Genomic DNA, 21,142 nt, shown 5'->3' with positions numbered 1-21,142 from the left:
TGACATCAACCAACAAATCATGGAACACATTGTAATTATTGGAAATGGCATTGCAGGTGTAACTGCTGCAAGACACATCCGTAAAAAATCTAACAAAAAAATTACTATTATTTCTGGAGAATCAAAGTATTTTTTTTCAAGAACTGCGCTCATGTATGTGTATATGGGACATCTGAAATTTGAGCATACACAACCTTATGAAAACTGGTTTTGGAAAAAAAATAATATTGAACTCAAAGAAGGATTTGTAACCAATGTTAACACTGATAAAAATCAACTGATATTTTCAGATAATTCAACTCTTTTTTATGACAAATTAATCATTGCAACAGGCTCAAAACCCAATAAATTCGGTTGGAAAGGACAAGATTTAAAAGGAGTTATGGGATTGTATCACAAACAAGATTTAGAAAACTTGGAAAAATATGCGCCTAATAAGGAAGTTTGTAAAAGAGCTGTGATTGTTGGTGGAGGTTTGATTGGCATTGAATTGGCAGAAATGTTGCGAAGTAGAAAAATTCCAGTGACATTTTTAGTTCGAGAAACGAGTTTTTGGAATAGTGTTTTACCAACTCAAGAATCTGAAATGATTAACAAACACATTTTAGAACATCATATAGATTTGCGACTAAATACCAATTTAAAAGAAATCATTTCTGATGAAAATGGGCAAGTAAAATCAGTCATTATTGAAGGAACTAATGAAGAAATTCCTTGTAATGTTGTTGGATTAACAGCTGGAGTTTCGCCAAACATCGATTTTTTAAAAAACACCAACATCACTTGTAATAAAGGAGTTTTGGTGAATCGATTTTTAGAAACCAATATTCCTACTATTTATGCAATTGGAGATTGTGCAGAACAACAACATCCGATTGGAAATCGAAGACCCATTGAAGCTGTTTGGTATACAGGAAGAATGATGGGCGAAACTGTAGCGCAAACCATTTGTGGCAAAAAAACGGAATATAAACCTGGACATTGGTTCAATTCTGCGAAATTTTTAGACATTGAATATCAAACCTATGGTTGGGTTTTTAGTGAAAAAACTAAAAGTGAAAATGAAGACCATTTTCAATGGCAACATGCTTCCCAAAATAAATGCATTACCATTTCTTTTGACAAAAATACGCATGAATTTTTAGGAATCAATACGTTTGGAATTCGAATGCGCCATGAAATTTTTGACCAATGGCTTTCTGAAAAAAAATCAGTAGAACATGTTTTAGAATATTTAGCAGATGCCAACTTTGACCCTGAATTTTATAAATCTCACGAAACTGAAATTGTGGCAAAATTCAATCAAGAAATGTGTACAAATATTCAAGTGAAAAAGAAAAGTTGGAAACGAATTTTTAGCAAAGCATAATCAAATGAAAGCAATAAAATACTCAGGTTTAGGAATTTTCTTAGTAGGATTTTCCATTTTTACAATGGCTATTTTTTCAGGCTATTTTAACTTTACTGAGCAAGAATTAGAGAGCTATATTTCTGAAAAAGGGTATAAAAGTGAACACCTAAAAGAGGAGTTATTAAAGTCAATTGTGACTGATGAAAAATTATCCATCTTTGAGTTTTCAAGCAAAGTTAGAGCCGCTTTTGAAACCTCCAATAAGTATCATGAAACTCAAATTTCAAAATACAATGCAGAAAAAAATTGGGCTAAAAAAGGGGAAGAATTTCAATATAAAATTTCTGGAAAACCACATTCATTAAGTTATGATTTGGCAAAAAAAGCGGGAAAAGGATTTTTCAAAGACGAACCAATGTTGGCTTGGTGGTTGACTTTTGGTTTGGGAATTTTTGGAGCATTACTTTTTATTCTTCCAAATGTTATTTTACTGGGAAAACCAGGAATTAAAAACAACGGAATTTATCATGAATCCGCCACAAATAGAGGTTTTATTGCTTGGTTGGTTTTGATGTATTTGGTTGGTTTTTATCTTGTGCTCTACTTTATGCCAGATTATGTGGTGAATTGGACGTTTATTTTTGATCCAATCAGCAATGCTTTAAATGGTGGAAATGCCAGTCAGTGGTTTGTGTATGGATTTTTATATTGTACAATTATGTTGGTGATGGGTGCAAGAATGTATATCAAATACAGACACAATAAATATCAAATAATTAGAACGACTTCCGTTTTATTTTTCCAAATTGTTTTTGCTTTTCTGATTCCAGAAATCATGACAAGTTTGAATATGCCTGGCTATGATTTTAAGAGTGCTTTTCCTTTAGATTACGATTTTTTCTTTGAATGGAACCTCAAAAGTTTGCAAAATAGCGGTGCTATTGGAATTTTTATTTTAGTTTGGGGAATCATTTTGACGATTGTAATTGTACCTGTTATGGTCTATTTTTTCGGAAAACGCTGGTATTGTTCTTGGGTTTGTGGTTGTGGAGGTTTGGCTGAAACTTTGGGAGACCCTTATAGACAGCATTCTGATAAAAGTTTAAATGCCTGGAAATTAGAAAGATGGCTGATTCATTCTGTGTTGATTTTTTCATTAGTAATGACGGTTGTTACTTTATATTGTTATTTTTCAGGAACTTCTTCTTTTTTAGGAATCAAATCACAATGGATAAAAGATACTTATAGCTTTCTAATTGGAGCTTGGTTTGCGGGTGTTATTGGAACTGGATTTTATCCCATTTTTGGCAACAGAGTTTGGTGCAGATTTGGCTGTCCTTTAGCTGCATATTTAGGATTTGTACAACGTTTTAAATCTAGATTTAGAATTACTACAAATGGTGGTCAATGCATTTCTTGCGGAAACTGTTCCACCTATTGCGAGCAAGGAATTGATGTGAGAGCTTATGCCCAAAAAGGCGAAAATATTGTTCGTTCAAGCTGTGTTGGTTGCGGAATTTGTAGTGCAGTTTGTCCAAGAGGAGTGTTAAAATTGGAAAATGGTCCTGAAAAAGGGAGAATTAATCCTACCGAAATTTTGTTAGGTAATGATGTTGATTTAATGCAATTGTTAAACCAAAAATAATGCTTCAAAATAGATTATTCCTTTTTTTTTATTTTTTTAGTTTTATACTATTTTCACAGGTAGAATATAAAAAAGAATATTATGAAAATGATCAATTTAAAGAAGAAGGATGGCTAATCGAAAATAAAAAAAATGGTTATTGGATTACTTATAATTCAAATAATACTATTTCGTCTAAAGGATTTTATATTGAAAATAAAAAAAATGGGTTTTGGAATTTTTATCATTTAAATGGGGAAATTAAAACACAAGGGGTATATATAGATGATTTAAAAAATGGCAATTGGTATGAATATTACGAAGATGGAATAAAAAAAAATGAGGGTACATATATTGATAATTTAAAAAACGCTTATTGGTTTTTTTATCACAACAACACTACTATTTCTGAGGAAGGATGGTTTAAAAATGATTTAAAAATGAATACTTGGTTGAGTTATTATCCCAATAAAACAGTGAAATATAAAGCACGTTTTCTTAATAACAAAAATTCTGGATTTTGGATTGTGTATTACGAAAATGGTCAAAAAGAAAGTGAGGGTGAATATAAAGATGGATTAAAAACAGGGTATTGGAAATTTTACAATAATAATGGTAAACTCAAAAAGGAAGGTAATTTTAAAAACAATCTAGAAACAAATTACTGGTATTTCTATACTAAAAATTCAATCAAAGAAAAAGAAGGGCATTTCAATTTAGGTAAAAAAAATAATTGGTGGTTATTTTACGATTCCAGTGGAGAAGTAAATCAAAAATGCCAATTAGAAAATGATCAAAAAAATGGTTATTGTTTAACATATCAAAATAAGAAAATTATCAAAGCATCCAAATTTAAAGCTGGCAAAAAAAACAAAGAATGGACAGATATTTCAACTTTCAAAAAAGAAAATAATCTACTTGATTTAAGATAAATAACACTGAATAGAAAAGTATTATTTTCTGAGAATATTGAGAAAAATCTAGTTAGAATGCCAATGTGAGTTTTAATTATAGTTATGTTTTTTTTTAGCTCAGTTATCTTGTAAAGAAATTTAAAATTTTAAGATGATCCAAGAAAGAGTAAATTATTTTACTGATATTCTTTTAGGAAAAAAATATAAATTTTATAAAATTACTTAATAATCAATAACATAAAATTAATCTTGCTATAAATTTTTAATAATAAGTAGTTTTTAGCGAAAAAAAAGGTCAAAAAAAGAAAATGTAATTGTTAATATTTTGACAAAAAATATTTATACTTTTACACCCTGAATTTAAAGTAGGCGAAAAAACGAATTGACTGATTTTATTTTTCAAAATAACACAATTTTGATTGTACTAAAATATAAGAATGACGTCCGTAATTAAAGTAATCATCCCTGCTTTTAATGAAGAAAACTCTATTGCAAAGGTCATTTACGACATTCCAAAAATTGTAGATGAAATCATAGTGATAGACAACAACTCTACAGATGAAACAGCAAATAATGCAAAAATTGCTGGAGCAACTGTGCTAAAAGAAGTAAAAAAAGGGTATGGTTTTGCTTGTTTAAAAGGATTAGAATATATTTCAAATCAAACAAAAAAGCCTACTATAGTTGTTTTTTTAGATGGTGATTATTCAGATTATCCTGAACAATTAACACAAATTATACAACCAATTATTGAAGAAAATATTGATTTTGTAATTGGAGCCCGTGTAAAAGATTTGCGCGAATTAGGCGCAATGACACCTCAACAAATCTTTGGGAATTGGTTAGCAACAAGTTTGATGAGGGTGTTTTTTGGTTCAAAATTTACAGATTTAGGCCCATTTAGAGCCATCAAATATGAAAAATTATTAGCATTAAATATGACTGACAAAACCTATGGTTGGACGGTTGAAATGCAATTAAAAGTGCTAAAAAAGAAAATGAGTTATCTGGAAATTCCGGTAAAATACAGAAACAGAATTGGAACTTCAAAAGTTTCAGGTACTGTAAAAGGTAGTATATTTGCAGGAGTAAAAATTCTAAGTTGGATTTTTAAATATAGTTTTAAATAATGTTTATAGAGTCTTTAATTATCACTGTTTATACAATTAGTTTGTTGCTTATTTTTATGTATGCACTAGCACAATTGAACTTACTTTTTAATTATTTAAAGTATCGAAACAAACCAGATAATTCACCGAAGTTCGACTTTACGAATCCTGATGAAATTCCTTATGTCACCATACAATTGCCCGTTTATAACGAATTGTATGTGATGGAACGTTTGCTAGAAAACATCGCAAAAATTGATTATCCAAAAGAAAAATTGGAAATTCAGGTATTGGATGATTCTACTGACGAGTCTGTGGAAACTACAGCCAAACATGTAAAGATTATTCAAGATTTAGGTATTGATATTCAGCATATTAGAAGAGAAAACAGACAGGGTTTTAAGGCTGGTGCTCTAAAAGAAGGTTTAAAAACTGCCAAAGGCGAATTCATTGCTATTTTTGACGCTGATTTTTTACCAAAAGAAGATTGGCTATATCAAACTATTCCTTATTTCAAAGATCCTCAATTGGGAGTTGTTCAAACAAAATGGAGCCACATCAATAGAAATTATTCTACATTGACAAAAATTCAGGCATTTGCTTTAGATGCCCACTTTACGTTAGAACAAGTTGGTAGAAATAGCAAAGGACATTTTATCAATTTTAATGGTACAGCTGGAGTTTGGAGAAAAGAATGTATTTATGATGCTGGAAACTGGGAAGGTGATACATTGACAGAAGATTTAGATTTAAGTTATAGAGCCCAATTTAAAAATTGGAAATTCAAATATCTAGAAAAAGTAGAAACTCCTGCTGAACTTCCTGTAGTTATAAGTGCTGCAAGATCTCAACAATTCAGATGGAATAAAGGTGGTGCAGAGAATTTTCAGAAAATGATCAAACGAATTATTTTAAATAAAAATAGTTCTTTCAAAACCAAAGTTCATAGTGTATTACATTTACTGAATAGCAGCATGTTTACATTCATATTTTTGGTTTCTGTATTGAGTGTTCCTATGCTTTACATCAAAAATGAGTATGCTCACTTAAAACCTTATTTTTATGTAATGAGCTTTTTTGTGATTAGTTCACTGATATTTTTTGTCTGTTATTGGCACATGTATAAGAACGTTTATGGTAGTGGATTTAAAAATTTCATTATTTATATTGGCGCTTTTTTTACGTTTTTTTCTATTGCTATGGGCTTTTCTCTTCACAATTCAATAGCCGTTTTAGAAGGACATTTTGGTAAAAAAAGTGAATTTGTTCGAACTCCAAAATTCAATATTTTAACACTTAAAGACAGCTGGAAAAGCAACAAATACATCAAAAAAAGACCTTCTGTTCATGTTATTTTAGAAGGATTATTGGCACTTTATTTTGTTTTTGGGATGTACAGTGCTTTTGTTGTTGGTGATCAAGGAGGAGATTTTGGACTTTTCCCATTTCATTTGATGTTATTTATTGGTTACTTTTACGTGTTTTTTAAATCCATTTTTTCAAAAGCGTAGTGAATTTTCTCAACAAACATAAAAGTTGGTTTGTTGTTTTTGTTAGCATTATTAACTACGTTTTTATTTCCTATTTTTTAGAGAGAACTTCTTTTGAAAAGCTTTTATTTTGCTGGATTTTTCTCTTTGGATGTTATTATTATTTAGTAAAAAACCAGCCCTTTTCTTTTAAGCATTTAGTAGGAATTTCAATTCTTTTCAGATTGCTGTTTCTATTTGCAACGCCGAATTTATCTCAAGATTTTTATAGATTTATTTGGGATGGAAGAATGATTTTCGAAGGTCTAAATCCCTATCTTTCAAAACCTGAATCATTTATAAATAGCGGTATATTTCCAATACATGAAGCCAAAACTTTGCATGAAGGAATGGGAATTTTAAACGGAAGTCATTTTACCAATTATCCACCAATTCATCAACTTGGATTTTTAATTGCAGCAGTTTTTGCTAGTAAATCCATTTTTGGAAGCATTTTAGTGTTGAGGTTTCTGATTATTATAGCAGATATTGGAATTCTTTATATTGGAAAAAAATTATTAGAAAAATTACAACTTCCCAATCACACTATTTTTTGGTACGCTTTAAATCCATTTATCATCATTGAAATGACTGGGAATTTGCATTTTGAGCCTGTTATGTTGTTTTTTTTAGTGATGAGTTTCTATAAACTACAGCAGCAAAAATGGATAGTAGGAGCAATTTTTATGGGTTGTGCTATTTCTGTAAAACTGATTCCAATCCTTTTTTTACCTTTGTTTTTAAAGTGGTTTCACTCACCAAAATTGGATACAAATCCAACTAAAAAATTGGATTTTCTGAGTTTCATTCAAAAAGAAAATGTAACAAAACTAATTTCGTTTTATGCGATCATATTCTGTGTAATTTCGTTGTTATTCTCTCCATTCCTTTCTCAAAATTTACTATCAAACTATTCAATATCAATTGGTTTATGGTTTACAACTTTTGAATTTAATGCAAGCTTTTATTACCTTTTTAGAAAAGTTGGTTACCTTATTACAGGCTATAATGAAATTGCTATTATTGGAAAAATTACAGCTATGAGTACTATTGTTGTCATTTTCATAATAGCTGCTTTTAGAAAAAATAATTCCATAAAAAACCTTTCTATTTCCATGCTTTTGGGTATTAGTTTTTATTATTTTTTTTCAAGCACTGTGCATCCTTGGTACATTGCAACACCTTTACTTTTATGCATTTTTACAAACTATAGATTTCCTGTTTTTTGGTCATTTGTTGTCATTTTAAGTTATCATGCTTATTCAAACGCAACTTGGAATGAAAATTTACAAATAGTTGCAATTCAATATATTTTATTGTTTTCATACATTATTTACGAAATAAAAAAACATATCGTAAAAAAAACAATTCTTTAATATTTAGTTGTTAAAAAACTGTACATAATTTTATATCTTCGTATAAAATTTTTTCTTATGAATAAACTCACAATAAAAGATATTGCAAAAAAGTTTAATGTATCGATTTCTACAGTTTCTAAAGCACTGAATGACAGCTATGAAATTAGTGACGCCACCAAGGAAAAAATTCAAAAATATGCTAAGGAGAACAATTACAAACCTAATTTTAATGCACTTAGCTTAAAAAACAGAAGTACAAAAACGATTGGAATTATTCTTCCAACAATGTTAAATTACTTTTTTGTACAAGTTTTTAATGGCATAGAAAAGACTGCTTTAGAAAGAGGTTATAAGGTAATTACCTGTATATCAAACGAATCTTATGATAAAGAATTGGAAATTATAGAAATGCTCTCCAATGGAAGTATTGATGGTTTTATCTTGTCAATGGCCAAAGAAACAGAAATCAATAAAGATTTTACCCATTTTCAAGAAACCATCGAAAATGGAATCCCAATTGTGATGTTTGACAGAGTTGCGCCAACTATTCAATGTGATAAAATTATCACTGATGATTTTAATGGTGCTTTACATACAGTGGAACATTTATACAAAAGCGGTCATAAAAAAATTGGTTTTGTCTCAACTTTGAGTAATTTACATATAGGTCAACAACGATTTTTGGGATATAAAAAAGGCCTAGAAATGGTTGGATTGCCTTTTAATGAAGATTTTGTCATCAATATTCTTGATACCGATTATAAAAAATACGAAGAAATCTTACTCCCTTTTTTGAAAAAAAATAAATTTGATAGCATCATCACAACAGGTGAATCTGCTGCTGTAGCTTCTATGAAATCTGCATTAAAACTTGGCTATCAAATTCCTAAAGATATGTCTGTAATTGCTTTTTCAAATGGAATTTTAGCAAGACATTCAAGTCCTAAAATGACAACAATCAGTCAACATGGAGAATTGATGGGAGAAACTGCAGCTAAAATTTTAATTGACAGACTAGAAAATAAATTGACTGATTTTACCACCAAAATCATCAAAACAGATTTGGTAATTAGAGATTCTAGTAAATAATTCATGGATTTTTCCAATATAAAACTAGTAGTTTCTGATATGGATGGCACTTTGCTGAACTCAAAAGGCAAAGTAAGTGACCGGTTTTTTGAATTATTTCAACAACTTAAAGATAAAAATATTCATTTTTGTGCGGCAAGTGGCAGACAACATAACAGTATTGTAGCCAAATTAGCCAACATAAAAAATGATATTTATGTCATTGCAGAAAATGGAGGTGTTGTAAAACAAGGTGACGAAATGCTTCTCTGCTATTTTTTACATCCTGAAAAAGTGCAAAAATTGATTCCTATTTTGAGAGGAATTTCAGGTGCAAATATGGTGCTTTGCTGCGATAATTCTGCCTACATTGAAAGTAAAGACGAACGATTTATTACCTTATTTCAAGAATATTATCACAGCTTTCAACAAGTGGATGATTTGATGGAAATTGCGAAAAGCATTCCTGTTTTTAAAATTGCCATTTATCATTTTGATTCTTCAGAAAAGTTCATTTTCCCTATTGTGAAAGATTTTAAAAACGAAGTTTTATTGAAAATTTCTGGACAACATTGGGTAGATATTTCTGATGAAAAAGCCAACAAAGGAAATGCCTTAAAAGCCGTTCAAGAACGATTGCAAATTTCAAAAGAGCAAACGCTTGTTTTTGGAGATTATCACAATGACATTGAGATGATGCAAGAAGCTGGAATGAGTTTTGCTATGAAAAACGCTCACGAAGACATCAAAAAAATTGCTGATTTCATTACAGAAAGCAATGATGATTTTGGTGTGGAAATCGTGTTAGAGAATGTTGTCAATCAATCATAAAATTGATTTTTTCAAATCTCAATTGCAACCACTAAACCTTCATTTCCTCTGATATTAAAAACGGTTTCATCTTCAAAAATCAAATATTGACCTTTGACACCCATTAATTTTCCAGTAAACGTTTTTTCTTTTTCTAAAGACAAACTTTTAGGTTTTTCAGGATATTTCAATACCGGAAAATGAATCTGTGTTTCTTGATTGTTTTGGATAAAATAAGGCAACACTTCACTAGGAATGTATTTTTTTAACTGATCTCTCCAAGAAACCAAATCTTCATCTTTGCAATCATTTTGAAGCATTTTTCGCCAATTGGTTTTATCTGCAACATGCTCTTTCAAAGCAACTTCTGTAATTCCTGCCAAATATCTATTAGGAACTTCTACAATTGCAATGGCTTCGTGTGCACCTTGATCAATCCATCTTGTAGGGATTTGTTGTTTTCTGGTAACACCAACTTTTACATTGCTTGAATTTGCCAAATACACAATATGAGGTTGCAACTGAACGGATTTTTCATAGTCCAAATCACGGTCTTCAATACCTAAATGGGCTCTGCTCAACTCAGGTTTCATAATCCAATCTCCCGCATTTGGAGTTTCAAAAAAACAAGATTTACAAAATCCTTGTCTGTAAATAGGTTTTTCTAATTCACATTGCAAACACTGATATTTTAGAAAAGAAAGTGTAATTTGCGAGTTTAATAATTGATTCATGTGTAAAAAATCGGATTGCATATCCAAATAATACTGAACTTGCTCCAAATATTCCGTTTTCATTTTTTTTAACACTCCTTGATATTGCATGACCAAATTTTAGTAATTTTAGCTTTTTACAAATCTACATAAAAAACGCAAGGTAACTTATGCCATACTTCATTGTTAATTCCATTATTTCTTGGTTTTTGAAAAAACGCATTCATCAAATAGACTTATTTTTAAAATATCCTATTGATGTTCAAGAAGAATTATTGTTGAAATTAGTTGCTACTGCCAAAAAAACGGAGTTTGGTAAAAAACATCATTTTTCGGAAATTAATAACTATTCAGATTTTTCAAAAAATGTTCCAATTCAAAAATATGAAAGTATTGCACCTTTAATTGAACGTTGCAGAAAAGGAGAACAAAATCTGTTTTGGCCAACACCCATCAAATGGTTTGCAAAATCAAGTGGAACTACCAATGCAAAAAGTAAATTTATACCTGTAAGTAATGAAGCGCTGGAATATTGTCATCTAAAAGCAGGGAAAGACATGTTGTGTTTGTACATCACCAACAATGAAGAAAGTCAATTATTCAAAGGAAAAGGATTGAAATTAGGAGGCAGTTCAGCCATTTATGAAGATAACAATTCATATTTTGGAGATTTATCAGCAATCATTACTGAGAATTTGCCTTTTTGGGCAGATTTTAGTTCTGCTCCCAAGCAAGAAACTGCTTTATTGGCAGAATGGGAAACCAAATTAGAAGCGATTATTGAAGAAACAATTCATGAAGACATCACAAGTTTGGTGGGAGTTCCTAGTTGGATGTTGGTTTTAATGAACAGAGTTTTAGACAAAACAGGCAAAAACAATATTTTAGAAGTTTGGCCCAATTTGGAAGTATATTTTCATGGAGGCGTCAATTTCAACCCTTATAGAGAACAATTTAAAAAATTAATTCCGAAAAAGAACTTCAGATATTATGAAACGTACAATGCATCTGAAGGATTTTTTGCGATTCAAGATCAAAATAATTCCAAAGAATTGTTATTAATGTTGGATTATGGAATTTTTTATGAATTCATTCCAATGACGGAATATAAAGGAGAAAGTTCCAAAGCAATTCCTTTATCCGAAGTAAAAAAAGAGGTAGATTACGGATTAATTATCACTACAAATGCTGGTTTGTGGCGCTATATGATTGGTGATACCATCAAATTTACTTCTTTAGATCCTTACAGAATAAAAATTACGGGAAGAACAAGACATTATATCAACGTTTTTGGTGAAGAATTGAACATTGAAAACGTAGAAGATGCGTTGAATTTAGCCTGTAAAAAAACCAACTCAACCATTACTGATTATACATTAGCGCCCATTTTTATGGAAGGAAAAAATAGTGGTGGACATGAATGGATGATTGAATTTAAAGACGCTCCAGAAAACTTACAATACTTTACAGAGCTGTTAGACAACGCTTTAAAATCAATCAACTCGGATTATGAAGCAAAAAGATATAATAATTTAACCTTGGCATTTCCAAAAGTCAATGTCGCTAGAAAAGGGTTGTTTTATGATTGGTTAAAGAAAAAAGGGAAATTAGGTGGGCAGCACAAAGTACCAAGACTGTCTAATAAAAGAGAGTTTTTGGAGGAATTATTAAGTCTATAATATATCAATTAAAATCGTTAAAATTTATAAAAAGGTATGATTTTTGATAAGTAAAAAATTCAAATATGAATCATATATTTTTATAGATGTTAAAACAACTATTCCTATTCTCAGTTTTCCTTTTTTTTGGTGCGCAATCATTTTCTCAAACAGTAACCATTGTAAATAAAGAAACAAATGAACGTTTAGAACAGGTTACTATTTTTGATCAAAATACAAAAAACTACGTCACTACAAACGAAAAAGGACAGGCTGATATTAGTTCTTTTAAAAATGCTTCAACATTAGAAGTTCGTTTTTTAGGTTTTAAAACGAAAATCAAAACCTATGCTGAAATTAAAAATAATAGATTTATCATTCAATTAGAGCCAAGCATTTTGAGCATGGACGAAATTGTAATTTCTGCTTCAAAATGGAAGCAAAAAAAATCTGAATTGGCCACAAAAGTTGCAGTTATTTCAAAAAAAGAAATTCAATTATTAAATCCGCAAACTGCAGCTGATTTACTCACAGTTTCTGGAAAAGTATTTGTACAAAAAAGCCAACAAGGAGGAGGAAGTCCCATGATTAGAGGCTTTGCAACCAATAGATTGTTATATACTATTGATGGTGTTCGTATGAATAATGCCATTTTCAGAGCTGGAAATATTCAGAATGTAATTTCATTAGATCCTTTTTCAATCGAAAAAACAGAGGTTGTTTTTGGACCAGGTTCTGTCATTTATGGAAGTGATGCAATTGGTGCAGTCATGAGTTTTAAAACAATTACACCTAGATTTTCTTTTGATGAAAAAACGGTTGTAAATGGAAATGCTTTTGCACGATTTTCTTCGGCAAATAATGAAAAAACAGTACATGCTGATATCAATGTTGGTTTTCAAAAATGGGCTTTCGTGACAAGTATTTCTCATAATGATTATGGTGATTTAACCATGGGAAGTAATGGCCCTGATGAATATTTACGAAATTTTTATGTTGAAAGAATTGACAATCAAGATGTTGTAATAGAAAATAAAAATCCTAAAAAACAAATTCCAACTGGATACACCCAACTCAATTTGATGCAAAAAGTAGGATTTAAATCTGATGACAATTGGGATTTTGAATACGGTTTTCACTTTTCAGAAACCTCAAGTTACGATAGATATGATCGACTTATCATCACCAGAAATGGAAATCCAAGAGATGGTGAATGGAGATATGGCCCACAAAAATGGTTGATGAACAATCTTGAAATTGATAAAAATATGGCGAATTCATTTTTTGACAATGTAAGTTTACGACTCACACATCAAAATTTTGAAGAAAGCAGAATAAGCAGAGGATTCAACAGAAATAGTAGAGAAACAAGAACCGAAAAAGTAGCCGCTTTTTCAAGTAATTTAGATTTTACAAAGGTTTTAAGCAAACGTAATAAACTTTTTTATGGGACTGAATATGTGTTTAACGATGTCACTTCTACAGGAGTAAATACAGATATTTCTACAAATACTTCACAAAAAGGACCAAGCAGATATCCCAATGCAACTTGGTCTTCTCTTGGTTTTTATGTATCAAATCAAACAGATTTTGCCTCAAAATGGACATTACAAACAGGTTTAAGATATAATTTTTATAAGTTAGATGCTATTTTTGACACTACATTTTATCCATTTCCATTTACCGAAGCAAAAATTGATGATGCCGCATTTTCAGGAAGTATTGGATTAGTTTTTAGACCTGAAAAAACATGGTTGTTAAGCACAAATATGTCTTCCGCTTTTCGTTCTCCAAATGTAGATGACGTTGGAAAAGTGTTTGATTCTGAACCTGGATTTGTAGTAGTTCCTAATCCAAACTTAAAAGCAGAAAATGCTTACAATACTGACATTTCTATTGCAAAAACGCTGACCGATTTTATAAAAATTGAATTGACAGGATTTTATACAGTATTAAAAAATGCCATGGTTCGTAGAAATTTTACATTAAATGGACTTTCTGAAATTATGTATGATGGAGAAATGAGCCAAGTGCAAGCGATTCAGAATGCAGCTTCTGCGCATGTATATGGATTTCAAACTGGTGTAGAAATTGATTTTGGAAAAGGATTTGGTTTTTCATCCGATTTCAATTATCAAAAAGGAGAAGAAGAATTGGATAACGGCGAAAAAGGCCCTCTAAGACACGCAACTCCTTGGTTTGGTACTACGCGTATTTCTTATTCAAAAGACAAAATAAAAGCTCAATTTTACGCAAATTATAGTGGTTCAGTAGCTTTTGAAAACATGCCTGAGACTGAAATTGCAAAACCTTTTATGTACGCAATTGACCAAAATGGAAATCCATATTCACCTTCTTGGTTTATTTTAAATTTAAAAACTTCGTATCAATTTAAAGAAAATCTATTATTTTCATCAGGAATTGAAAACTTGACAGATGTTCGTTACAGACCTTACAGCTCTGGAATTGTTTCGCCAGGAAGAAATTTTGTAGTTTCTTTGAAAGCGACGATTTAATTTTTAGTACAGTTTTCGCAATAAGTTGTTTTTAGATATTTATTTTTTAACAATTGAAAGGTAACACCCCCATCATTTGAAGCATTGAATAATTTACAAAATCGTTTTTTATTGATTTCAATAGCGTTTAACATAATGGTTCTATAATTTTTTGAAGCAACTGCATACTCATCAATTAATGTTAGGTTTAAGTAATAAAACAATAAATCCTCATCAATAGTTATCTCTTTTACTTTCTCTTCTAAAAGATCAATGGCTTCATCTGTATTTGCATAAAATGTTAGAAACTGAGCTAAACTTACATAATCAAAATTTGAAAGGGTAAAATTATCATACGTCTCTAAGATAAAATCTACAGATTCATCTTTTGCTTCATATTTTTTATCTTTCATATTTTTCTCTGCTTTTACAATATGGAAATTCACCAACATTCTATCAATTAAATTTTGTTTAATACCATATTTTTTTAAATCTAAAATTTCAGCTTTAAAATCATTTTCTTTAATTTCTTCCCAATTATAACGCCAAATAAAAAATTTCATTACTGCTAAATTATATTTGATTTGGTAATTTTTGGTATCTAATTTTTCTAAACTTTTCAATTCATCAAAAACAATTTTTGCATAACTTACGTTTAAAAGATATTTAAAAACAGTATTTTTTGTGAGAATTGGCATAAATTTTAGCTGCTTTGGGACTGTAAGTTTTGAGAGCAACTCTGGTGAATTTTCTTCTTTCAATCTATCAAATATTGAGTTTTGAACTACTAAAGCTTCTTCAATATTTTCGTTTACAATCAATTGATTAAAAGTATCAACCAATGTTTCTTTTGACATATTTTTATACTTATCCTTTTTTTCCAGTTCTAATATTATGACTGCTTTTCTATGATTTTTTAAATATTTTTCTAAATCTGAAGAAACATTTCCTAAAACTTTTTGTTTGATTTCTATTTTAGATAGGTTTTTTAAATCTTTGTATGGTGATTTTGTAACATCATTTAAAAATTCTACCCAATTTTCTGAGGATGAAATTTGAGTAGTTATATTTGGTTGTTGGAATGATTGCAATGATTTTACGATGCTTTTTGCCCGCTTTTCTTGCAATTCTATATTTCTTTCTAAACTGCCTTCAATAGAAGAATACGCCTTAATATTGATCGTTTTTATTGTAAAATCTGTTAGTTTTAAACTATCATATAGTGGTTTAATATCTTCAGATAAATATTCATATTTATTTTTTTCAAATGGAATGACAAACTTTAATGTTTTATATTTTGTAACGAATTTATCAGACGTATTTATTTTTTTGTCTTTATAAGTAAGTGAATCTAAATAAACACCCATATCTAACAAATCCCAAGGAAATGATTCAAGGTTATAAATTGTTTGATATCTACATAGCGTTTTATTGTTCAAAAACAGGATGTTAAACTCTAATTCGTCATTTTGCAATTCTTTTGGTATTGAACCAACAAGGGTTTGAAAATTTATTGAATTAGCTGATTTTTTAAATCCTCTCAGTAATTGTTGTGCAAAAACAGGTTGTAATAAAGTTCCTTTAATTTGAGAATCTTCAAAATCTTTATTACAGTCATAAATAGATTTGGAAACTACATCTATTGCTACTCCATCTCCCGAATTTTTAAAAACTGCAGCAAACCAATCTTTATCATTAGTGCTTAAAAAAAGTTGATTTCCCTCTTTTACGATACTAAATCTAACTTCTTTCGGTTTTTGATTAAATGCATTTGTAAAATACGTGCACTTTTGATTTCTTTCAGCATCAGAAATTGGAAAATATATCCCAGAATTGGATTGAGATAAATTAATTTGCGAGTATAATAAGGCTACAAAAAATAAGAATTGGAGGTGTTTTTTCATATTTAATTTTTCTAAAAATCAAATATAAAAAATACTTTTTAAAATGGTTAGATTTTACGTTCCACAACGTAATCAATCATTGTTTTTAAAGAATTTTTATAGGGAGAATCTGGAAATTGTTCTAGGATACTCAAGGCTTTATTTTTATACTCGTTCATTTTTGAAATGGTATATTCAATGCCTCCTTGATTTTTTACAAACGATATCACTTCTTTTACACGAACTTTATCTCGATTGTATTTTTTTACTGAATTGATAATCCACCCTTTTTCTTTTGAAGAACAATTATTCAGCGTATAAATTAATGGCAATGTCATTTTTTGCTCCTTGATATCAATGCCTGTAGGTTTGCCAATTTTTTCTTCAGAATAATCAAATAAGTCATCTTTTATTTGAAAAGCAATCCCAATATATTCTCCAAATTTGCGCATTTGTTGAACGGTTTCTTCAGTTGCACCCACTGAAGCAGCTCCAATTCCACAACAAGCAGCAATCAACGTTGCTGTTTTTTGACGAATAATTTCAAAATAAATATCCTCAGAAATATCTAGTTTTCGGGCTTTTTCAATCTGTAATAATTCGCCTTCACTCATTTCACGAACTGCAATTGAAATCAATTTTAGTAAGTCAAAATCCTCATTGTCAATCGAAAGCAATAGTCCTTTGGATAATAAAAAATCGCCCACCAATACTGCAATTTTATTTTTCCAAAGTGCGTTGATGGAGAAAAAACCACGTCTTCTATTGCTATCATCAACCACATCATCATGCACTAAAGTTGCAGTATGAATCAATTCCACTACTGATGCTCCTCTGTAAGTTCTTTCATCAAAACCTCCATCAGAAACCATTTTTGCTACCAAAAACACAAACATTGGGCGCATTTGTTTTCCTTTTCTGCGAATAATGTAATAGGTGATTCTGTTTAAAAGAGGCACATTGGATTGCATGGAATCTTTGAATTTTTTTTCAAAGAGTTCCATCTCCATTTTAATGGGAAGTTTTATGAGTTCTACTGGTTTCATCTGATTCGCAAAAATAAACAATAATAATTACAACTTACAGATTTAAAAAACAGCATCAATTAAAAAAGAGTTAAGATTTATTCGCCAATTGACCACAAGCCGCATCAATATCTTTTCCCCTACTTTTTCGAACATTTACAGTGATGTCGTGCATTTCTAAATTGGAAATATAATTGTTAATAGCACTTGAACTTGCTTGCTGAAATTGTCCATCATCAATAGGATTGTATTCTATCAAATTTACTTTGCAAGGCACATATTTACAAAAATCAATCAACGCTTTGATGTCTTCTTTTCGATCATTGATTCCTTCCCAAACTACATATTCATAGGTAATTTTTCGTTTGGTTTTTTCGTACCAATATTCTAAAGATTCGCGCAAATCAGCAAGCGGAAAATGCTCATTAAAAGGCATGATTGATGTTCTAACTTCCTCAATAGCAGAATGTAAAGAAACTGCTAAATTGAATTTCACTTCATCATCTGCCATTTTTTTAATCATTTTTGGCACTCCAGATGTTGACACTGTAATTCGTTTTGAAGACATTCCTAAACCTTCAGGAGAGGTAATTTTATCAATGGCTTTTATTACATTATTGTAATTCATTAAGGGTTCTCCCATTCCCATAAATACAATATTGGTCAATTTTTTTTGGTGATATAATTGGCTTTGTTGGTCAATAACCACCACTTGATCGTAAATTTCATCTGGATTCAAATTTCGCATTCTTTTTAAACGCGCAGTTGCACAAAATTTACAATCCAAACTGCAACCCACTTGACTGGAAACGCAAGCTGTTGTTCTATTTTTAGTTGGAATTAGCACAGATTCTACTACCAAACCATCATGTAATTTGATTCCGTTTTTAATAGTTCCATCTGCACTTTTTTGCATGGAATCTACTTTGATATGATTGATCACAAAGTGCTTTTCCAACATTTCTCTGGTTTGTTTTGAAATGTTGGTCATGTCTTCAAAAGTGTGTAACGATTTACTCCAAAGCCAATCATACACTTGATTTCCACGAAAAGCTTTGTCGCCATTTTCTTCAAAAAAGCGGCGTAACTGCTCTTTAGTAAGTGCTCTAATATCTTTTTTTACGATTTCCATTGGTTGCAAAATTACAAAACCTCACAAGTATTTTTGTGAGGTTTTGTATATCTATTTTTATTTTTAATAAAAAAATTAAATAATCAACATCGCATCTCCATATGAGTAGAATCTGTATTTTTCTTTAACAGCTTCTTTATATGCTTTCATTAAAAAATCATATCCCGCAAAAGCGGCAGTCATCATCATTAATGTAGATTTTGGAGTATGAAAATTAGTAATCATCGCATTTGCAATGCTAAAATCATAAGGAGGGAAAATAAATTTATTAGTCCAACCTTCATATGGATTTAGTAAGTGATTAGCTGATACTGAAGACTCTACAGTTCTCATCACAGTAGTTCCAACAGCACAAATTCTTCTTTTTTCTTTTTTTGCTTGATTTATTTTTTGAGCTGTATTTGCTGGAATAATGATTTGTTCAGAATCCATTTTGTGTTTTGACAAATCTTCTACTTCAACAGGACTAAATGTTCCTAAACCAACATGCAATGTCATTTCAGCAAATTCTATTCCTTTGATTTCCAAACGTTTCATCAAATGTTTTGAAAAATGCAAACCAGCTGTTGGAGCAGCAACTGCACCTTCGTGTTTTGCATAAATAGTTTGATAACGCTCTTCATCTTCAGGACGTAATTCTCTATTGATGTATTTTGGAAGTGGAGTTTCGCCCAATTCAATTAGTTTTTCTCTAAATGCTTCATAAGAACCATCAAATAAAAAACGAAGTGTTCTTCCTCTTGAAGTGGTGTTGTCAATTACTTCTGCCACCAAACTGTCATCATCTCCAAAAAACAATTTATTTCCAATTCTGATTTTTCTTGCAGGATCAACCAAAACGTCCCATAATCTATTTTCAGCATTTAGTTCTCTTAATAAAAAAACTTCGATTTTAGCGCCAGTTTTTTCTTTATTTCCATACATTCTTGCAGGAAATACTTTGGTATTATTCAGCATCAAAACATCTCCTTCTTCAAAATAGTCAATGACGTCTTTAAATAATTTATGCTCAATAGTTTGTGTTTTTCTATTAAGTACCATCAATCGAGATTCGTCTCTGTGTTCAGAAGGATATTCTGCTAATAATTCATCAGGTAATGTAAACTCAAAGTGTGATAATTTCATAAGACTGTTTTAGTAAAGGCGGCAAATATACGATATCAAAATAGGCGTTGTCAAGTGTTTGGGTGTTTAATTTAATTATATTGAATTTCAATACCAACTTGTTGCATATCTTCCCAAAATTTTTGGTACGATTTCGTCACAACCTCAGCATTCAAAATTTTGATAGGAACTTTTAACGCTAAAGGCGCAAAAGCCATAGCCATTCTGTGATCATTGTAGGTTTTGATAGCCTCCCCTAACCCCTCCAAAGGAAGGGAACTAATTCCGATTGAAAGAGAATTCTCAGTAATTGTAATATTTGCTCCAAATTTACTTAGCTCATCATATAATGCTTCTAATCTGTCAGTTTCTTTGATTTTCAGCGTATGTAATCCTGACAATTCACAGGCAATTCCTTCAGCAAAACAAGTTACAGCAATGGTTTGAGCAATATCTGGCGCATTTTTCAAATCAATTTTCAAAGATTCCTTAGTACTTTGTTGTACTTTTTTAAGTGTAATTGCATTTTCAGAAAAAATAGTTTCAACCCCAAAATGTTCATAAATTGTTGCCAAACAAGAATCTCCTTGTAAACTTTCTTTTTTGTAAGCTGACAATGTAATTGCAGAACCAATTTCAGAAAGCGCGATAATTGAATAAAAATAACTTGCTGAAGACCAATCAGATTCCACAACAATGGTTTGTTTTTGAATCGCTTTTTTTGGAAAAACTTGAATGATATTTCCCTCAAACGTAGTTTCGATTCCTAATTGATGCAACAAACTCAAGGTCATTTGTATATATGGAATTGAGGTGATTTCACCCAACAATTCAATTTTCAATCCATTTTCTAATTTTGGCGCAATCAATAACAAAGAAGAAATATATTGACTACTCACATTTCCATTGATTTTTACACTTTCTTTGGTGATTTTTGTCCCTGAAATTCTGATAGGAGGAAATCCTATTTTGTCTTCGTAAGTGATGTTTGCACCCAAATCTTGCAATGCATCTACCAAAATTTTGATAGGTCTGTTTTGCATTCTTTCAGAACCTGTAAGCACAATTTCTCTATCAGCATTTGTGGCAAAATAGGAAGTCAAAAAACGCATAGCTGTTCCTGCATGACCTATGTCAATCAGTTCATTTTGAGTTGATAACGCATGTTGCATGTGCACAGAATCATCAGAATCAGAAAGATTTTCAATCGAAATTTCTGGAAATAATTTTTGTAAAATCAGCAATCTATTTGATTCGCTTTTTGATCCAGAAATGGTGATTTTTTCAGTGATTTTTTTATTTGCTAATGTTTGTAAAAGGATGTTCATATTTTGATACAATCAATCAGATTTTATTTTCTTAAATTTAC

Annotated in this window: 16 protein-coding genes; 10 read left to right on the top strand and 6 right to left on the bottom strand. The window is 30.4% G+C overall.

From position 1 onward, the window contains the following. The first annotated feature begins 19 nt into the window (after positions 1 to 19). The 8 genes from IU405_RS09995 to IU405_RS09960 all read left to right on the top strand — a co-directional run bounded on the left by IU405_RS09995 (position 20) and on the right by IU405_RS09960 (position 9,784). A complete protein-coding gene (locus IU405_RS09995; RefSeq protein ID WP_197438467.1) occupies positions 20 to 1,369 on the top strand; it encodes an NAD(P)/FAD-dependent oxidoreductase in 1,350 nt (449 codons plus the stop codon). Between the two features lie 4 nt (positions 1,370 to 1,373). Continuing rightward, a complete protein-coding gene (locus tag IU405_RS09990) occupies positions 1,374 to 2,996 on the top strand; it encodes a 4Fe-4S binding protein (protein WP_197438466.1) in 1,623 nt (540 codons plus the stop codon). After that, the gene (locus IU405_RS09985; protein WP_197438465.1) at positions 2,996 to 3,907 is read left to right on the top strand and encodes a toxin-antitoxin system YwqK family antitoxin; all 912 of its coding nucleotides are present in this window, start codon (positions 2,996 to 2,998) and stop codon (positions 3,905 to 3,907) included. Before IU405_RS09990 ends, IU405_RS09985 begins: the two co-directional genes overlap by 1 nt. A 419-nt stretch (positions 3,908 to 4,326) precedes the next feature. Then, entirely contained in the window at positions 4,327 to 5,019 is a 693-nt protein-coding gene (locus tag IU405_RS09980) for a glycosyltransferase family 2 protein (protein ID WP_197438464.1), read from the top strand. Further along, positions 5,019 to 6,509: a cellulose synthase family protein gene (locus IU405_RS09975; protein WP_197438463.1), complete on the top strand. Its 1,491-nt coding sequence runs from the start codon at positions 5,019 to 5,021 to the stop codon at positions 6,507 to 6,509. The genes IU405_RS09980 and IU405_RS09975 overlap by 1 nt, the downstream gene beginning before the upstream one ends. 203 nt (positions 6,510 to 6,712) lie before the next feature. Then, complete coding sequence (locus IU405_RS09970) at positions 6,713 to 7,903, top strand: mannosyltransferase (RefSeq protein WP_231749667.1); 1,191 nt, start codon at positions 6,713 to 6,715, stop codon at positions 7,901 to 7,903. 57 nt (positions 7,904 to 7,960) lie between these two features. Then, on the top strand, positions 7,961 to 8,974 hold the full coding sequence (locus tag IU405_RS09965; RefSeq protein ID WP_197438461.1) for a LacI family DNA-binding transcriptional regulator: 1,014 nt from the start codon (positions 7,961 to 7,963) through the stop codon (positions 8,972 to 8,974). Positions 8,975 to 8,977: 3 nt separating this feature from the next. Then, positions 8,978 to 9,784: an HAD family hydrolase gene (locus IU405_RS09960; protein ID WP_197438460.1), complete on the top strand. Its 807-nt coding sequence runs from the start codon at positions 8,978 to 8,980 to the stop codon at positions 9,782 to 9,784. 11 nt (positions 9,785 to 9,795) lie between these two features. Here the strand turns inward: IU405_RS09960 and IU405_RS09955 are convergent, their stop codons facing one another. After that, positions 9,796 to 10,587 carry a DUF2797 domain-containing protein gene (locus IU405_RS09955; protein ID WP_197438459.1) on the bottom strand — a complete coding sequence of 264 codons (792 nt, stop codon included), beginning with the start codon at positions 10,585 to 10,587 and terminating at the stop codon, positions 9,796 to 9,798. A 59-nt stretch (positions 10,588 to 10,646) separates the two neighbouring features. Here IU405_RS09955 and IU405_RS09950 point away from each other — a divergent pair, with 59 nt between their 5' ends. Both IU405_RS09950 and IU405_RS09945 read left to right on the top strand, forming a co-directional pair. Then, positions 10,647 to 12,155 carry a GH3 auxin-responsive promoter family protein gene (locus IU405_RS09950; protein WP_197438458.1) on the top strand — a complete coding sequence of 503 codons (1,509 nt, stop codon included), beginning with the start codon at positions 10,647 to 10,649 and terminating at the stop codon, positions 12,153 to 12,155. Positions 12,156 to 12,241: 86 nt separating this feature from the next. Next, positions 12,242 to 14,650, top strand: a complete 2,409-nt coding sequence (locus IU405_RS09945; protein ID WP_197438457.1) for a TonB-dependent receptor domain-containing protein — start codon at positions 12,242 to 12,244, stop codon at positions 14,648 to 14,650. On the opposite strand, the gene IU405_RS09940 is transcribed toward IU405_RS09945, so the two are convergent. The 5 genes from IU405_RS09940 to IU405_RS09920 form a co-directional block, all read right to left on the bottom strand. Further along, positions 14,647 to 16,533, bottom strand: coding sequence for a hypothetical protein (locus IU405_RS09940; protein ID WP_197438456.1), 1,887 nt, complete (start codon positions 16,531 to 16,533; stop codon positions 14,647 to 14,649). The two genes, IU405_RS09945 and IU405_RS09940, sit on opposite strands and share 4 nt — an antisense overlap. A gap of 47 nt (positions 16,534 to 16,580) precedes the next feature. Next, positions 16,581 to 17,558: a polyprenyl synthetase family protein gene (locus IU405_RS09935; RefSeq protein ID WP_197438455.1), complete on the bottom strand. Its 978-nt coding sequence runs from the start codon at positions 17,556 to 17,558 to the stop codon at positions 16,581 to 16,583. 70 nt (positions 17,559 to 17,628) lie between these two features. Continuing rightward, entirely contained in the window at positions 17,629 to 18,669 is a 1,041-nt protein-coding gene (gene rlmN / locus IU405_RS09930) for a 23S rRNA (adenine(2503)-C(2))-methyltransferase RlmN (protein ID WP_197438454.1), read from the bottom strand. A 75-nt stretch (positions 18,670 to 18,744) separates the two neighbouring features. Further along, positions 18,745 to 19,794, bottom strand: a complete 1,050-nt coding sequence (gene queA / locus IU405_RS09925) for a tRNA preQ1(34) S-adenosylmethionine ribosyltransferase-isomerase QueA (protein ID WP_197438453.1) — start codon at positions 19,792 to 19,794, stop codon at positions 18,745 to 18,747. Positions 19,795 to 19,865: 71 nt separating this feature from the next. Beyond that, positions 19,866 to 21,101 (bottom strand): 3-phosphoshikimate 1-carboxyvinyltransferase, encoded by a 1,236-nt coding sequence (locus IU405_RS09920; protein WP_197438452.1) that lies wholly within the window; start codon positions 21,099 to 21,101, stop codon positions 19,866 to 19,868. Positions 21,102 to 21,142 lie beyond the last annotated feature (41 nt).

The organism is Polaribacter sp. BAL334 (assembly GCF_015767435.1).
Classification (GTDB): Bacteria; Bacteroidota; Bacteroidia; order Flavobacteriales; family Flavobacteriaceae; genus Polaribacter.
This window is presented reverse-complemented; position numbering and strand designations above follow the sequence as displayed.

Coding starts and splice junctions, on each gene's coding strand:
- IU405_RS09995 (WP_197438467.1), top strand. CDS start 20: ATGGAACACATTGTAATTATTGGAAATGGCATTGCAGGTGTAACTGCT.
- IU405_RS09990 (WP_197438466.1), top strand. CDS start 1,374: ATGAAAGCAATAAAATACTCAGGTTTAGGAATTTTCTTAGTAGGATTT.
- IU405_RS09985 (WP_197438465.1), top strand. CDS start 2,996: ATGCTTCAAAATAGATTATTCCTTTTTTTTTATTTTTTTAGTTTTATA.
- IU405_RS09980 (WP_197438464.1), top strand. CDS start 4,327: ATGACGTCCGTAATTAAAGTAATCATCCCTGCTTTTAATGAAGAAAAC.
- IU405_RS09975 (WP_197438463.1), top strand. CDS start 5,019: ATGTTTATAGAGTCTTTAATTATCACTGTTTATACAATTAGTTTGTTG.
- IU405_RS09965 (WP_197438461.1), top strand. CDS start 7,961: ATGAATAAACTCACAATAAAAGATATTGCAAAAAAGTTTAATGTATCG.
- IU405_RS09960 (WP_197438460.1), top strand. CDS start 8,978: ATGGATTTTTCCAATATAAAACTAGTAGTTTCTGATATGGATGGCACT.
- IU405_RS09955 (WP_197438459.1), bottom strand. CDS start 10,587: ATGCAATATCAAGGAGTGTTAAAAAAAATGAAAACGGAATATTTGGAG.
- IU405_RS09950 (WP_197438458.1), top strand. CDS start 10,647: ATGCCATACTTCATTGTTAATTCCATTATTTCTTGGTTTTTGAAAAAA.
- IU405_RS09945 (WP_197438457.1), top strand. CDS start 12,242: ATGTTAAAACAACTATTCCTATTCTCAGTTTTCCTTTTTTTTGGTGCG.
- IU405_RS09940 (WP_197438456.1), bottom strand. CDS start 16,533: ATGAAAAAACACCTCCAATTCTTATTTTTTGTAGCCTTATTATACTCG.
- IU405_RS09935 (WP_197438455.1), bottom strand. CDS start 17,558: ATGAAACCAGTAGAACTCATAAAACTTCCCATTAAAATGGAGATGGAA.
- rlmN (WP_197438454.1), bottom strand. CDS start 18,669: ATGGAAATCGTAAAAAAAGATATTAGAGCACTTACTAAAGAGCAGTTA.
- queA (WP_197438453.1), bottom strand. CDS start 19,794: ATGAAATTATCACACTTTGAGTTTACATTACCTGATGAATTATTAGCA.
- IU405_RS09920 (WP_197438452.1), bottom strand. CDS start 21,101: ATGAACATCCTTTTACAAACATTAGCAAATAAAAAAATCACTGAAAAA.